Origin of the sequence: Pseudoxanthomonas sp. PXM03, from assembly GCF_014852005.1 — a bacterium.
GTDB lineage: Bacteria > Pseudomonadota > Gammaproteobacteria > Xanthomonadales > Xanthomonadaceae > Pseudoxanthomonas_A.
This window is the reverse complement of the sequence record NZ_JACVAU010000002.1, coordinates 773,843-788,274: the sequence shown is the minus strand read 5'-3', so window position 1 is coordinate 788,274 and position 14,432 is coordinate 773,843. Positions and strand designations below refer to the sequence as shown.

Genomic DNA, 14,432 nt, shown 5'->3' with positions numbered 1-14,432 from the left:
AAGCCATTGATCCGCCAAGCGATTTCCCGTCCGCTTTCCTGTTGACAACCCTGTGCGCAGTGCTAAGGTGGGTAACGGAGGGAAAACCGGGTTTTTAGTGGTTTTCCGTGGTTCAATTGATCGCTCTTTTAGCGAACCGGGAAGGCAGGGGCCGTGTTTCAGGGTGAGACCGCCATCACAGTGGACGACAAGGGACGGCTCGCGGTGCCCACCGCGTACCGCGACCTCGTCGCGCGCGAGTGTGGCAATCGCCTGGTCATCACCTACAACCCCTTCGAAGCCGGCAGCCTCTATCTCTACCCGGAACAGGTCTGGCAGCGCGTACGCGATGACGTCAACAAGCTGCCCAGCACCCAGCGCGCGCACCGCAACCTGCAACTGAAGCTGGTCGGTGCCGCCTCGCCCGTGGAACTGGACGGCAATGGGCGCATCAGCATCCCGGCCAGTCATCGCAGTGCGGTGGGCATCGAGAAGAAGGCCGTGCTGCTGGGCATGGGCGAGAAGTTCGAACTCTGGAGCGAACAGGCGCACCACGCGCAGATCCGTCAGACCCTCACTGACGACGATCTGAGCGCACACATGCTCGAGCTGCGCTTGTGAGCAAGGGTGACGGCAAGCGGCAGTCCGCGCCGGCCGGTCACCTCCCAGCGCTGCACTTGCCGGTGTTGTACACGCAGGTCATGGAAGGGCTGCAGGTGAAAGGGGACGGAACATACCTGGACGGCACCTTCGGGCGCGGAGGCCACGCGCGCGGCGTGCTGCAACAACTCGGCCCGGGAGGCCGGCTGCTGTTGATGGACAAGGATCCCGACGCGATCGCGCATGCCGAACAGATGTTCGCGGGCGACGCGCGCGTGTCGATCTTCCGCGGCAGCTTCGCCTCGCTCGCTCAGTGGGATGAAACCGCCGCAGGCCTGGATGGCGTGCTGCTCGACCTGGGCGTGTCGTCGCCCCAGCTCGATGTCGCCGAGCGCGGCTTCAGCTTCGGCAAGGATGGTCCGCTGGACATGCGCATGGATCCCGATGCCGGCGAAAGCGCCGCCGACTGGATCGCACGCGCCGAAGAGCGCGAGATCGCCGACATCCTCTGGACCTACGGCGAAGAGAAGCAGAGCCGCCGCATCGCGCGCGCCCTCGTCGCGCGCCGCGCCACCCAGCCGTTCGTGCGTACCGCCGACCTGGCCGCCGCGATCGCGTCGGTGATGCCGCGCGGCGACAAGATCCATCCGGCCACGCGCAGCTTCCAGGCCATCCGCATCCACATCAATCGCGAACTGGCCGATCTCGAGGTCGGGCTGGACGCCGCGCTGGCGCGGCTCAAGGTGGGCGGCCGGTTGGCGGTGATCAGCTTCCATTCGCTGGAAGACCGCATCGTCAAGCAGTTCATCAACCGGCATGCGAAGGCGCCGCCGGCCAATCGACGCCTGCCCGTGGCGGACACCTTCGTGCCCACGCTGCGTGCGATCGGCAGTGGACAGAAGGGCGAACCCGACGAAGTCTCTTCCAACCCGCGCGCACGCAGCGCGGTGTTGCGCGTGGCGGAGAAGCTGGAGGTGGCGGCATGACCCGCTTCCTGCTGATTGTGCTGGTGCTGGCCAGCATCGCCTCGGCGATCGGCGTGGTGTACGCGCGCCATCGCCACCGCGTGCTGTTCGATGAAGTCACGCGGCTGGAGCGTGCCCGCGACGAACTGAACGTCGAGTTCGGCCGCCTGCAGCTGGAGCAGGCCACCGTCGCCGAGGCCACGCGCATCGACCAGGTGGCACGCGTCCGCCTGGGCATGAAGTTCCCCGAGACGGCTGACGTGGTGGTGATCAGGCCATGAACGCCGCGCCCGCGAAAAACCGCAACCGCGCCCGGTTCAACCTTCGCGGACGCCTTGCGCTGGTGCTGGGCGCGATGGGCCTGTGCTCGATCAGCCTGGTCGGTCGCGCAGCCTATGTGCAGCTGATCAACCACGACTTCTACCAGCGGCAGGGCGATGCGCGCTTCCTGCGCGAGATCCCCATCCCCACCTCGCGCGGCATGATCACCGACCGCAATGGTGAGCCGGTCGCGGTGTCGTCCCCGGTGGAATCGGTATGGGGCAATCCGCAGGAGCTGTTGAAGGCGCCGGATCGTCTGCCCGAGCTGGCGAAGGCGCTGGGCGTGCCGGTCGACCACCTGACCAACCGCCTGTCGCAGAAGGCCGACAAGGAATTCCTGTACCTCAAGCGCCGGATCAATCCGGACGAGGCGCAGCGGATCCTGGCGCACAAGATTCCCGGCGTGTTCTCGCAGCGCGAATTCCGCCGCTTCTATCCGCAGGGGCCGGCGATGGCCCACGTGCTCGGCTTCACCAACATCGACGACCGCGGCCAGGAAGGCCTGGAGCTGGCGTTCGACGAATGGCTCAGCGGCACGCCCGGTGCCCAGAAGGTGATCCGCGACAACCGTGGCCGCATCGTGGAGAACGTCGACCTGATCCGCTCCGCACAGCCGGGCAAGGACCTGACGCTCAGCATCGACCGCCGTATCCAGTACCTCGCGCACCGCGAGCTGCGCAATGCACTGCTCGAGCACCAGGCCAGCAGCGGCTCGATCGTGATCATGGACGTGGCCACCGGTGAAGTGCTGGCGATGGTCAACCTGCCGACCTACAACCCCAACGCGATCGAGCGGGTGAAGCCGGACGCGCGCCGCAACCGCGCCCTGACCGACATGATCGAGCCGGGCTCGACGATGAAGCCCTTGACCGTGTCGACGGCATTGAGGGCGGGCGTGGTCACGCCCTCGACGCTGATCAACACCAATCCGGGCTACATGGCGTTGAACAGCCGCTACACCATCAGGGATGTTCCCCGGAACAACGGCGTGCTGACCGTCACGGGCGTCATCACCAAGAGCTCGAACATCGGCTCGATCAAGATTGCAGAGAAGCTCCCGAATGCCTACTTCTACGAGAGCATCCACAGCTTCGGCTACGGCCAGAAGCCCGGCAGCGGCTTCCCGGGCGAGTCCGCCGGCATGCTGGCGCCGCCGGATCGCTGGAATGGCCTGCAGAAGGCGACCATGTCGTACGGCTACGGCCTGGCGGTCACGCCGCTGCAGATCGCGCGCGCCTACTCGGCGCTGGGCAATGGCGGCCGGCTGGTGACGCCGACGTTCGTGAAGGGTCAGCGGGGCGAAGCGCCGCAGGTGCTGGATCCGGCGATCGCGCGCGAAGTCGTCGGCATGATGGAAACCGTGGTGACCGAGGGTGGCGCCAAGCGTGCCGGCGTGCTCGGCTATCGGGTGGCGGGCAAGACCGGTACGGCCCGCATCGCGTCCGGCGGCGGCTATGCGAAAGGTCGCTACGCGTCGTTCTTCGCCGGCCTGGTGCCCGCCAGCAATCCGCGTTTCGCCGCCGTCGTGGTGATCAACGACTCGCAGGAAGGCGGCTATTACGGCGGCCTGGTCGCCGCCCCCGTATTCCACGACGTGATGGACGGAACATTGCGCCTGATGGACGTGCCGCCGGATGACATCGAGGCGTGGCTCGCCGCGCAGGCCAGGAACACGCAGAAGCCCAACGGAGGCAGCGCACCCGTGCCGGCGGCCCTCGTCGACGACGCCGTCGACACGATGGACCCGTCCGCGTTCGACGCCCCGCGGGCCGTGTTGCCGGCGACAGGGGCGACGCGATGAGGCGGATGATGGCCCTGGCCGAACTGCTGCCCGACGTGGAGGTGCCGCGCGACATCGTCGTGCGTGGCCTGACGCTGGACAGCCGCAGCGTGCAGCCGGGCGATGCCTTCGTCGCCATCGCCGGGTTCGGTGCGCATGGCCTGAACTTCGCCGCACAGGCGAAGGAAAACGGCGCCAGCGCGATCCTGTTCGAGCCGCCGGTGCCGGACGGACTGGAGGCGCCGCGCGATGCGATCGCGGTGCCCGGCCTGCGCGCGCGCATGGGCGTCATGGCCGACCGCTTCCACGCGGCGCCGTCGCACGACATGAAGATGGTCGGCGTCACCGGCACCAACGGCAAGACATCGACCGTACAGCTGCTGGCGCAGGCGTGGCACCTGCGCGGCGTGCGCTGCGCGACCGTGGGCACCCTGGGCGCCGGCATGTACGGCGAAGTGGTGCCCACCGGCTTCACCACGCCGCTGGTGCTGCAGATGCATGCGCTGCTGGCGCAGTTCCGCGACGCCGGCGCCAAGGCCGTCGCGATGGAAGTCAGTTCGCATGCGCTGGACCAGGGCCGCGTGGACGCCGTGCATTTCGATGTCGGGGTGTTCACCAACCTCACCCGCGACCATCTGGACTACCACGGCGACATGGAACGCTACGGCGCCGCGAAGTCGCTGCTGTTCTTCCGTGCCGGCCTGAAGGCTGGCGTGGTCAATCTCGACGATGCCTACGGGCGCGACCTGTTCGCGCGCCTGCCGCATGGCTTGCAGCGCATCGGCGTGAGCTCGCGCGGGCAGGCCGAGGCCAGCGTGCGTGCGGATGCGCTGCGCCTGGACGGTAACGGCATCGCGTTCGAACTGGTCGTCGGCGACGACGTGCAGCCCGTGCAGTCGCGCCTGCTGGGGCGCTTCAACGTGGACAATCTGCTGGCGGTCGCCGGCGCGCTGCATGCACTGGGCGATACCACGGCCGACATCGCGCGCACGCTGTCGCGCCTGGCGCCGATCCATGGCCGGATGAACCGGCTCGGCGGCGACAGCGATGCCGCAGGCAACCTTCGCCCGCTGGTCGTCATCGACTACGCGCACACGCCGGACGCGCTGGAACAGGCGCTGGCCAGCCTGCGCGACCACGTGCAGGGCAGGCTCTTCTGCGTGTTCGGCTGCGGCGGCGATCGCGACGCGGGCAAGCGTCCGCAGATGGCCGCGATTGCCGAGCGCCTGGCGGACGTGGTGGTGGTCACCGACGACAATCCGCGCACCGAAGATGGCGACCGCATCGTGGCGGACATCATGGCGGGCTTCTCCCGTCCGGACGCCGTCACGGTGCAGCGCGACCGCGCACAGGCGATCGCGCAAGCGATCGCGCAGGCCGGCGCCGACGACATCGTGCTGGTCGCAGGCAAGGGTCACGAGCCTTACCAGGAAATCCATGGCGTGAAGCACCCGTTCGATGACACCGCCGTGTCGCGTCAGGCACTGGAGGAGCGCCGATGAAGCGTCTTCCCCTTTCCCTGTTGGCGCACTGGGCGGGCGGTGAACTGCTGGGCGATGACCTCGTGATCGGCTCGCTGACCCACGACACGCGCACGCTGGTGCCGGGCAGCCTGTACGTCGCCCTGCGCGGCGAGCGGTTCGATGGACATGATTTCGCCTACGACGCGTCCATGCGCGGCGCTGCCGCCGTGCTGGTCGACCATGAGGTGAAGGTCGACGTGCCGCAGGTCGTCGTGCCGGACACGCTGCTGGCGATCGCGCGCATCGCCGCCGGCCTGCAGCGCGACCGGGTGGAGAAGACCGTGGCCATCACCGGCAGCAACGGCAAGACCACGGTCAAGACGCTGGTGGTCTCCATCCTGCAGCGCGCTGGCGTCACCTACTTCAATCCCGGCAACCGCAACAACGAGGTCGGCTTGCCGATGGCCGTCATCGACGCGCCCGACGATGCCGACTTCTCGGTCTACGAAATGGGTGCGGGCAAGCCGGGCGACATCGCCTACCTGACCGACATCGTGACGCCGGAAGTGGCGCTGGTGAACAACATCGCTGCCGCCCATCTGGAGCGCATGGGCTCGTTGATGGGCGTGGCGGAGACCAAGGGCGCCATCTACGACGCCTTGCCCGCCGACGGTACCGCGGTGATCAACGCCGACGATGCCTTCGCCGAGTACTTCGCCAGCCGCGTGCCGGATCGCCGGATCCTGCGCTTCGGCCTGGAGACCACGGCCGACCTCTCCGCGCGCGATATCCACGCAACGGCGGAGGGCTCGGATTTCGTACTGGTCGCTCCGCACGGCGAGGTGGGCGTGAGCCTGCACCTGCCGGGCCGGCACAACGTGCTGAATGCGCTGGCGGCCGCCGGCATTGCGATGGCTTGCGGCGTGTCACTCGCCATCATCGCCGAGGGCCTGTCGGCCGCACAGCCGGTGGCGGGTCGCCAGGTGGCGCACGCGCTCGCCAATGGCGCGGTGGTGATCGACGACAGTTACAACGCCAATCCTGGCTCGCTGGTGGCCGCCATCGACACGCTGGCCGCGGCGAGTGCGCAGGCCGGTGGCGAAGGGTGGCTGGTACTCGGGGACATGCGCGAGCTGGGCGACGATGCCGAGGCGCTGCATGCCGATGCCGGTCGTCGCGCCAAGGCCGCCGGGATCCGTCGCCTGTACACGCTGGGTCCGCTCAGTGCCGCCGCTGCCGTCGCCTTCGGTGAAGGCGCGCATCCGTTCGACAGCCATGCTGCGCTGGCCGATGCCCTGGGCGTCGAGCTGCGGCCCGGTGTGCGCTGCCTGGTCAAGGGGTCGCGTGGCAGCGCGATGGACCGGATCGTCGCCATCTTGCTGTCCACCGGGGAGGACACATCGCATGTTGCTTGAGCTGGCTCGCTGGTTGCAGAGCCTGGAGAATTTCTTCGGCCTGTTCGGCTACCTGACGTTCCGCGGCATTCTCGCTGCGCTCACGTCGCTGTTCCTGTCGCTGTGGCTCGGCCCGGCGGTGATCCGCAAGCTCGGCCAGTTGAAGGGCGGGCAACCGATCCGCAAGGACGGCCCGCAGTCGCACTTCTCCAAGGCCGGCACGCCGACGATGGGCGGCGCGCTGATCCTGGTGACGGTACTGCTGTCGGTACTGTTGTGGGGCGACCTGCGCAACAAGTACGTATGGGTGGTGCTGCTGGTGATGGCGACGTTTGGCGCCATCGGCTGGTACGACGACTGGATCAAGATCGTCAAGCGCGACCCCAACGGCCTGAAGTCGCGCTGGAAGTACTTGCTGCAGTCGATCTTCGGCCTTGCCGCCGGCCTGTATCTCTATCTGTATGCCGACGTGCCGGCGGCCACGACCTTCTACGTGCCGTTCTTCAAGTCGATCGCGCTGCCGCTGGCGGGCATCAGCTTCGTCGCCATTGCGTACTTCTGGATCGTGGGTTTCTCCAACGCCGTCAACCTGACCGATGGCCTGGATGGCCTGGCGATCATGCCCACGGTGCTGGTGGCCTGTGCGTTGGGCGTGTTCGCCTACGCCTCGGGCAACGCGGTGTTCTCCAGCTATCTGCAGATCCCGCAGGTGCCGGGCGCGGGCGAGCTGACGATCATCTGCGCGGCCATCGCGGGCGCCGGCCTGGGCTTCCTGTGGTTCAACACGTATCCGGCGATGGTGTTCATGGGCGACATCGGCGCACTGGCGCTCGGCGCCGTGCTGGGCACCATCGCGGTGATCGTGCGCCAGGAGCTGGTGCTGGTGATCATGGGCGGCATCTTCGTCATCGAGACGCTGTCGGTGATGATCCAGGTGGCGTCGTTCAAGCTGACCGGCAAGCGCGTGTTCCGCATGGCGCCGATCCACCACCACTTCGAACTGAAGGGCTGGCCGGAGCCGCGCGTGATCGTGCGCTTCTGGATCATCTCCGTTGTGCTGGTCCTGGTCGGCCTGGCCACGTTGAAGGTGCGCTGATGAACGACACGCCGCGCCAGGCCACACGTCTTGAAGCCATCGGGGGCCGCTTCGACCCCTGGTTGCTCGGCGCCATGCTGGCGCTGGCGTCGTTGGGTGTGGTGATGGTGGCGTCGGCGTCGATCTACCAGCATGGCAATCCGTTCTACTACCTGGTCCGCCACGGCATGTTCCTCGTCGCCGGCGCGGGACTGGCGTGGTGGGTGATGCGTACCGAGCTGAAGAGCATCGAGGCGCGCAACCACCTGCTGCTGTTGGGGTGCGTGGTGTTGCTGCTGCTCGTGTTCGTGCCCGGGCTGGGCGTGAGCGTGAAGGGCGCGCACCGCTGGATCAACCTGGGCGTGTCCAACTTCCAGGTGGTGGAAGCGGTGAAGGTCTTCTTCATCGTCTGGCTGGCCAGCTACCTGGTGCGCTTCCGCGACGAGGTCAACGCAACGTGGGCCGCGATGCTCAAGCCGTTGGGCGTGGTGGTGGTCCTGGTCGCGCTGCTGCTGATGCAGCCGGACTTCGGTTCGTCCTCGCTGCTGCTGGCGATCACCGCCGGCATGCTGGTGCTCGGTGGCGTCAACATGCCGCGCATGTTCGGTCCGGTGCTGGTGGGCCTGCCGATCCTTGCGGTGATCGCAATCGCCGAGCCATACCGCATGCGCCGGCTGACCTCGTTCTCCGATCCCTGGGCCGACCCGTTCGGCAGCGGCTACCAGCTGACCAATGCGCTGATGGCGATCGGTCGCGGCGAGTGGGGCGGCATCGGCCTCGGCGGTTCGGTGCTCAAGCTCAACTATCTGCCGGAAGTGCACACCGATTTCATCTTCTCGGTGATCGGCGAAGAGCTTGGCTTCGTGGGCGTTTGCCTGGTGGTGGCGCTGTACGCGCTGCTGGTGGGGCGCGCCTTCGTCATCGGCCTGCGCTGCGTGGAAATGCGCAGGCACTTCGCGGGTTACATCGCATTCGGCGTCGCGCTGTGGATCGGCATGCAGAGCTTCGTGTCGATGGGCGTGAACCTGGGCCTGCTGCCGACCAAGGGCCTGACCCTGCCGCTGATCTCATCGGGCGGCTCCAGCATCCTGATGACCTGCGTGGCGATGGGCCTGCTGCTGCGCGTGTCCTACGAACTGGAGCGTACGCAGCGCCAGGTCGCGCTGCGCGGGGAAGTGATCCAGGGCGCGGGTGATTCGCCTGCGCCGGTCGATCCGCGCCCAGTGCCTGCCGCGACCGCTTCGTTCTCGCAGACGCTGCGTGGCACCAGCCGCCTGCAGCAACGCGTCGAGCCCACGTTCGAGAGGATTGCATGAGTAGTGCGGGCGCTCCCGTCATGATCATGGCCGGTGGTACCGGCGGCCACATCTTCCCCGCGCTGGCCGTGGCGAAGGTGTTGCGCGCGCGCGGCGTGCCGGTGGTCTGGCTGGGTGCGGACGGGGCAATGGAAACGCGCCTGGTGCCGCCGCACGACATTCCGCTGGACACGCTGGCCATCACCGGCCTGCGCGGCAAAGGCAGGTTGGCGTTGCTGGGTGCGCCCGTGCGCGTGCTGCGCGCGATCCGCGCGGCAGGCTTCGTGCTGCGCCGCCGCGCTCCGCGGTCGGTGGTGAGTTTCGGTGGTTTCGCTGCCGGTCCCGGCGGTGTCGCCGCGCGCCTGATGGGTTTGCCGCTGCTGGTGCACGAACAGAACCGCGCGGCGGGTTTCACCAACCGCATGCTGGTGAAGGTCGCGCGCCGCGTGATGACCGGTTTCCCCGGTGCGTTCCCGTCGCGCGAGGAAGTGGTCGGCAATCCTGTGCGGGACGAGATCGCGGTGCTGCCGCCGCCGGCCGAACGCCTGGCGGGCCGCAGTGGCCCACTGCGCGTGCTCGTGTTGGGCGGAAGCCAGGGCGCGCGTGCGCTGAATCTCGCGGTTCCGCAGGCCATCGCGACGTTGCCGGCGGGCAGCATCGAGGTGCGTCACCAATGCGGCGAAAAGCTGCGCGACGAAGCCGCCCGGGCCTACGCGGACGCCGGCGTGGACGCGAGCGTGGAAGCCTTCATCACCGACATGGCGGCCGCGTACGCATGGGCTGACCTGGTGGTCTGCCGCTCCGGCGCCTCGACCCTGGCCGAGCTGTGCGCGGTCGGCGTGGGCAGTGTCCTGGTGCCCTTCGCGCAAGCCGTCGATGACCACCAGACCCGCAATGCCGAATACCTGGTCGAGCGTGGCGCAGCCGTACTGCTGAAGCAGGACGACATGCTGGCCGACGCGCTGGCCACCACGCTGCGGCAGCTGGCTGGTGACAGCGACAAGCGCCTGGCCATGGCGCAGGCCGCGCGCGCGCTGGCGAAGACCGATGCGGCCGACCGCATCGCCGACATCATTCTCGAGGAAACAACGAACATGAGGACGCAGGCATGATGATGGCTGCTGCACGCGAGCGCCGCCTGCAACACACTGGCAACCTGGCGAAGGAGTTCCGCCGCGTGCACTTCGTCGGCATCGGCGGCTCCGGCATGAGCGGCATCGCGGAAGTGCTGTGCACGCTGGGTTATGAAGTATCCGGTTCGGACAACGCCGACAACGCCGCGACCCGTCGCCTGGCGTCGCTCGGTGCGCGCGTGATGCGCGGCCACAATGCCTCCAACGTGCTGGGCACCGATTGCGTGGTGGTCTCCAGTGCGATCAGGCAAGACAACCCCGAACTGATGGAAGCGCGCAGCCAGCGCATCCCGATCGTCCCGCGTGCGGCGATGCTGGCCGAGCTGATGCGTTTCCGTCGCGGCATCGCGGTCGCCGGTACGCACGGCAAGACCACCACGACGAGTCTCACGGCCGCCGTGCTGAGCGAAGGCGGGCTGGATCCGACCTTCGTCATCGGTGGCCAGCTGCTCGCGGCCGGCGCCAACGCCAAGCTCGGCGACGGGCAATGGCTGGTGGCGGAAGCCGACGAAAGCGATGGCAGCTTCCTGCGCCTGAATCCGCTGATCTCCATCGTCACCAACATCGACGCGGATCATCTCGAGAACTACGGCAACGACTTCGAACGCGTGAAGGCGGCCTTCGCCGAATTCCTGCAGCGCCTGCCGTTCTACGGCCTGGCGGTGCTGTGCATCGACGATCCGGAAGTCGCCGCCATTGCCGCGGAAACGCCGCGCCACGTGATGAGCTATGGCTTCGCGGAGAACGCCGACGTGCGTGCCGAAGACGTGGAGCAGGACGGCGGCCGCATGCATTTCACCCTGCGCCTGCCGGAGGACGCGAGCATCCGCGTCAGCCTGGCGTTGCCGGGGCGCCACAACGTGCAGAACGCGCTTGCAGCGGCGGCCATCGGGTGGCAGCTCGGCGTGTCGCCGGAGAACATCGCGGCTGCGCTGGAGAAGTTCGCCGGCATCGGTCGCCGCTTCAACGACCTGGGCGAGATCGCCACGCCGCAGGGCGCGCGCGTGCAGCTCGTCGATGACTACGGCCATCATCCGAAGGAACTGGCGGCGGTGTTCGCCGCCGCACGCGGTGGCTGGCCGCACAAGCGGCTGGTCGTGGCCTTCCAGCCGCACCGCTACAGCCGCACGCGCGACCAGTTCGATGCGTTTGCCGCGGTCCTGTCGGAGGTCGATGCGCTGGTGCTGAGCGAGGTGTACCCCGCCGGTGAGCAGCCGATCGCAGGCGCCGACTCGAAATCGCTGGCGCGCGCCATCCGTGCGCGTGGCCGCAACGAGCCCGTGGTGGTCAGCCAGGTCGCGGACCTGGTCGACGTGCTGCCGGACGTGCTGCAGGACGGCGACCTGTTGCTGCTGATGGGGGCCGGTGACATCGGCCACATGTCGCAACACATCGCCGCGCATGGCTTCACCGCGAAGGACCCGGCATGACCACCGTGACCGTGCAACCGCCGCGCTTCAAGGATCCCGCCCGTTTCGGTCGCGTCGCCGTGCTGATGGGTGGCGTGTCCAGCGAACGCGAAGTGTCGTTGAACTCGGGCCAGAACGTGTTGGCGGCGCTGCTGGCGCGCGGCGTGCAGGCGTTCGGCGTCGATGGCGTGCCGGCCCTCATCGAAGCGATCCGCGCGGGCAAGGTCGACAGGGTGTTCAACATCCTGCACGGCGGCGATGGCGAGAATGGCGTGCTGCAGGGCCTGCTGCAGTCGCTCGGGGTGCCGTACACCGGCCCGGGCGTGCTGGGTTCTGCGCTGACGATGGACAAGATCCGCACCAAGCAGGTGTGGCAGGCGGCCGGTCTGCCGACCGCAGGCTTCGTGCGGATTCCGCCGGGTGGCGACCTCGCGGCAGCGGTCCGCACCTTGGGCTTCCCCGTGTTCGTGAAGCCGAGCGCGGAAGGGTCCAGTGTCGGCGTGTTCCGCATCCTGGGTGAAGACGACCTCGTGCCCGCCGCGACGTTTGCATCCACCTACCCCGGCGAGCTGCTGGCAGAGCAGATGCTGACCGGCGGCGAGTTCACCGTGGCCGTCCTGGGCGACCTCGCACTGCCTTCGGTGCGTATCGTGCCGGCGCAGGGCTGGTACGACTACCACGCCAAGTACATCGCCGACGATACGCAATACCTCTGTCCTGGCCTGGATGATGCGGCCGAGGAAACACAGATCCGTGCACTGGCGCTCGAGGGCTTCCGCGCCGCCGGTTGCAGTGGCTGGGGGCGGGTCGACGTGATGCGTCACGCGGACGGACGCTTCCTGCTGATGGAGGTCAATACCGCGCCGGGCATGACGAGTCACTCGCTGGTGCCCAAGGAAGCGGCGCAGGTCGGCATCGGTTTCGAGGAACTGTGTTGGCGCATCCTGGAGCAGACCGTGCCGGAGGTCGCCGGCTGATGAATGCCGCCCTGCGCATCATGGCCTGGTTGCTGGCGCTGGCGCTGGTCGCGCTGCCGGTCGTGGCCGTGGTCAATGGCTGGATCGGCGCCGACCGGTGGCCGTTGTCCAGGCTGCGCGTACAGGGCGAGTTCGAACGCGTGGACGCGGCGCAGTTGCAGGCCGCCGTGCTGCCCTACGCGAAGCGCGGCTTCTTCGCCGTCCCGCTGGAAGACGCCAAGCACGCGGTCGAGCGGCTGCCGTGGGTGGAACGCGCGGACGTGCGCAAGCGCTGGCCGGACGTGCTGGAGGTACGCATCACCGAGCACAAGCCGTTCGCGCGCTGGGGCAACGACAAACTGCTGTCCGAGCACGGCCGCCTGTTTCCAGTGCCGAAGGAGCTTGCCGGCCTGGATCTGCCGCAATTGGGTGGGCCGGACTCCCAGGTGCAGGAAGTGACCGCGCTCTACAACGAATCGCGCCAGCTGTTCGCGCCGCTGGGCCTGGACGTCACCACGCTGGTGATGGATGCGCGCGGCAGCTGGTCGCTGCTGCTGGGCAACGGCACGCAGGTGGTCGTCGGCCGCACCGATGCGCGTCCACGCCTGGACCGCTTCGCGCGGATGCTGCCGCAACTGCTGGCGGCCGCGCAGACACAACCGCTGGTGCGCGCGGACCTGCGCTACACCAATGGATTCGCACTCAGCTGGGGCGAAGCGCCCAAGGCGGCGCCGCCGGCCTCCACACCGTCTCCATTGCCTGCGCCGATCGCGGTCGCAGGTCGTCTTCTGCAGGGCACTACATGAATCGCAAGGGTGACAAATCGCTGATCGTCGGGCTGGACATCGGCACCTCCAAGGTGACGGCGCTGGTCGGCGAGTACGCACCGGGCAATCCGATCGAGGTGATCGGCATCGGCTCGCACGAGTCACGTGGCCTCAAGCGCGGCGTCGTCGTGGACATCGAGTCGACGGTGCAGTCCATCCAGCGCGCGATCGAGGAGGCCGAGCTAATGGCCGGCTGCGAGATCCGCTCGGTGTACGCGTCGATCTCCGGCAACCACGTGCAGTGCCGCAACTCGCCCGGGATCGTGCCGATCCGCGACGGCGAAGTGACCTGGGGCGACCTGGACCGCGTGCTGGAAGCGGCCAAGGCCGTCGCCATCCCGGCCGACCAGAAAATCCTCCATGCCATCCCGCGCGAGTACAAGCTGGACAACTCGCAGGAAGGCATCCGCAATCCGGTCGGCATGACCGGCGTGCGTCTGGAAGTGGACGCGCACCTGGTGTTCTGCGCACAGTCGGCCGCCGCCAACATCAGCAAGTGCGTGCAGCGCTGCGGCCTGCAGATCGACGACCTGATCTTCTCCTCGTTGGCCTCCAGCGTCGCCGTGCTGACCAGCGACGAACGCGAGCTCGGCGTGGTGCTGGTCGACATGGGCGCGGGCACCACCGATCTGGCGGTGTTCGTGCAGGGCGCGATCTGCCACACGGCCTCGCTGCCCATCGCCGGCGACCAGGTGACCAACGACATCGCGCACATGCTGCGCACGCCCACGCCGGAAGCCGAGCAGATCAAGGTGCGCTACGCCTGCGCGCTCGCGCAGCTGGCGACGGCGGAAGAAAGCATCCAGGTGCCCAGCGTCGGCGACCGCCCGCCGCGCCGCCTGCCGCGCCATGCGCTGGCGCAGGCGGTGCAGCAGCGTTACGAGGAAATCTTCGAGATGGTGCAGGCGGAACTGCGCCGCTCCGGGTTCGAGGAGCGCGTGCGCGCCGGCATGGTGCTGACAGGTGGCGCATCGAAGATGGAAGGCGTGGTCGAACTGGCCGAGGAAATGCTGCAGATGCCCGTGCGCGTCGGCATTCCGCAGCACGTCACCGGCCTGGGCGAAGTGGTCGGCAACCCGGTGCATGCCACCGGCGTCGGCCTGCTGCTGATGGGCAGCCAGATCGAACATCCCCGGCGTCCGTCGCTGCCCACGGGCAAGGCGGGCAGCTGGTTCAAGAAACTGCAGAACTGGTATCGCGGCGAGTTCTGAGTGAGGCGACATCCTCCGCGAAGT

The 14,432-nt window shown here is 68.0% G+C and carries 13 protein-coding genes; all 13 read left to right on the top strand.

The window, feature by feature from the left end:
- Window positions 1-153 precede the first annotated feature (153 nt).
- From mraZ to ftsA, 13 genes are read left to right on the top strand one after another with little or no spacing between them, the layout of a single operon-like run.
- A complete protein-coding gene (gene mraZ / locus IB223_RS12465; protein WP_142125694.1) occupies window positions 154-600 on the top strand; it encodes a division/cell wall cluster transcriptional repressor MraZ in 447 nt (148 codons plus the stop codon).
- Window positions 597-1,565, top strand: a complete 969-nt coding sequence (rsmH, locus tag IB223_RS12460; RefSeq protein WP_343227194.1) for a 16S rRNA (cytosine(1402)-N(4))-methyltransferase RsmH — start codon at window positions 597-599, stop codon at window positions 1,563-1,565. Before mraZ ends, rsmH begins: the two co-directional genes overlap by 4 nt.
- Window positions 1,562-1,825 (top strand): cell division protein FtsL, encoded by a 264-nt coding sequence (gene ftsL / locus IB223_RS12455; protein WP_192202037.1) that lies wholly within the window; start codon window positions 1,562-1,564, stop codon window positions 1,823-1,825. The genes rsmH and ftsL overlap by 4 nt, the downstream gene beginning before the upstream one ends.
- Window positions 1,822-3,666, top strand: coding sequence for a penicillin-binding transpeptidase domain-containing protein (locus IB223_RS12450; protein ID WP_192202036.1), 1,845 nt, complete (start codon window positions 1,822-1,824; stop codon window positions 3,664-3,666). Before ftsL ends, IB223_RS12450 begins: the two co-directional genes overlap by 4 nt.
- Window positions 3,663-5,147: a UDP-N-acetylmuramoyl-L-alanyl-D-glutamate--2,6-diaminopimelate ligase gene (locus tag IB223_RS12445; protein WP_192202035.1), complete on the top strand. Its 1,485-nt coding sequence runs from the start codon at window positions 3,663-3,665 to the stop codon at window positions 5,145-5,147. The genes IB223_RS12450 and IB223_RS12445 overlap by 4 nt, the downstream gene beginning before the upstream one ends.
- A complete protein-coding gene (gene murF, locus IB223_RS12440; protein WP_192202034.1) occupies window positions 5,144-6,523 on the top strand; it encodes a UDP-N-acetylmuramoyl-tripeptide--D-alanyl-D-alanine ligase in 1,380 nt (459 codons plus the stop codon). The genes IB223_RS12445 and murF overlap by 4 nt, the downstream gene beginning before the upstream one ends.
- Window positions 6,513-7,598: a phospho-N-acetylmuramoyl-pentapeptide-transferase gene (gene mraY / locus IB223_RS12435; RefSeq protein WP_142125700.1), complete on the top strand. Its 1,086-nt coding sequence runs from the start codon at window positions 6,513-6,515 to the stop codon at window positions 7,596-7,598. The genes murF and mraY overlap by 11 nt, the downstream gene beginning before the upstream one ends.
- Entirely contained in the window at window positions 7,598-8,893 is a 1,296-nt protein-coding gene (gene ftsW / locus IB223_RS12430; RefSeq protein ID WP_192202033.1) for a putative lipid II flippase FtsW, read from the top strand. Before mraY ends, ftsW begins: the two co-directional genes overlap by 1 nt.
- Window positions 8,890-9,984 (top strand): undecaprenyldiphospho-muramoylpentapeptide beta-N-acetylglucosaminyltransferase, encoded by a 1,095-nt coding sequence (gene murG, locus IB223_RS12425; protein WP_192202032.1) that lies wholly within the window; start codon window positions 8,890-8,892, stop codon window positions 9,982-9,984. Before ftsW ends, murG begins: the two co-directional genes overlap by 4 nt.
- Window positions 9,984-11,435, top strand: coding sequence for a UDP-N-acetylmuramate--L-alanine ligase (gene murC, locus IB223_RS12420; protein WP_192202418.1), 1,452 nt, complete (start codon window positions 9,984-9,986; stop codon window positions 11,433-11,435). Before murG ends, murC begins: the two co-directional genes overlap by 1 nt.
- Complete coding sequence (locus IB223_RS12415) at window positions 11,432-12,391, top strand: D-alanine--D-alanine ligase (RefSeq protein ID WP_192202031.1); 960 nt, start codon at window positions 11,432-11,434, stop codon at window positions 12,389-12,391. The genes murC and IB223_RS12415 overlap by 4 nt, the downstream gene beginning before the upstream one ends.
- A complete protein-coding gene (locus tag IB223_RS12410) occupies window positions 12,391-13,176 on the top strand; it encodes a cell division protein FtsQ/DivIB (RefSeq protein ID WP_192202030.1) in 786 nt (261 codons plus the stop codon). Before IB223_RS12415 ends, IB223_RS12410 begins: the two co-directional genes overlap by 1 nt.
- The gene (gene ftsA, locus IB223_RS12405) at window positions 13,173-14,408 is read left to right on the top strand and encodes a cell division protein FtsA (RefSeq protein WP_142125704.1); all 1,236 of its coding nucleotides are present in this window, start codon (window positions 13,173-13,175) and stop codon (window positions 14,406-14,408) included. Before IB223_RS12410 ends, ftsA begins: the two co-directional genes overlap by 4 nt.
- Window positions 14,409-14,432: the final 24 nt, after the last annotated feature.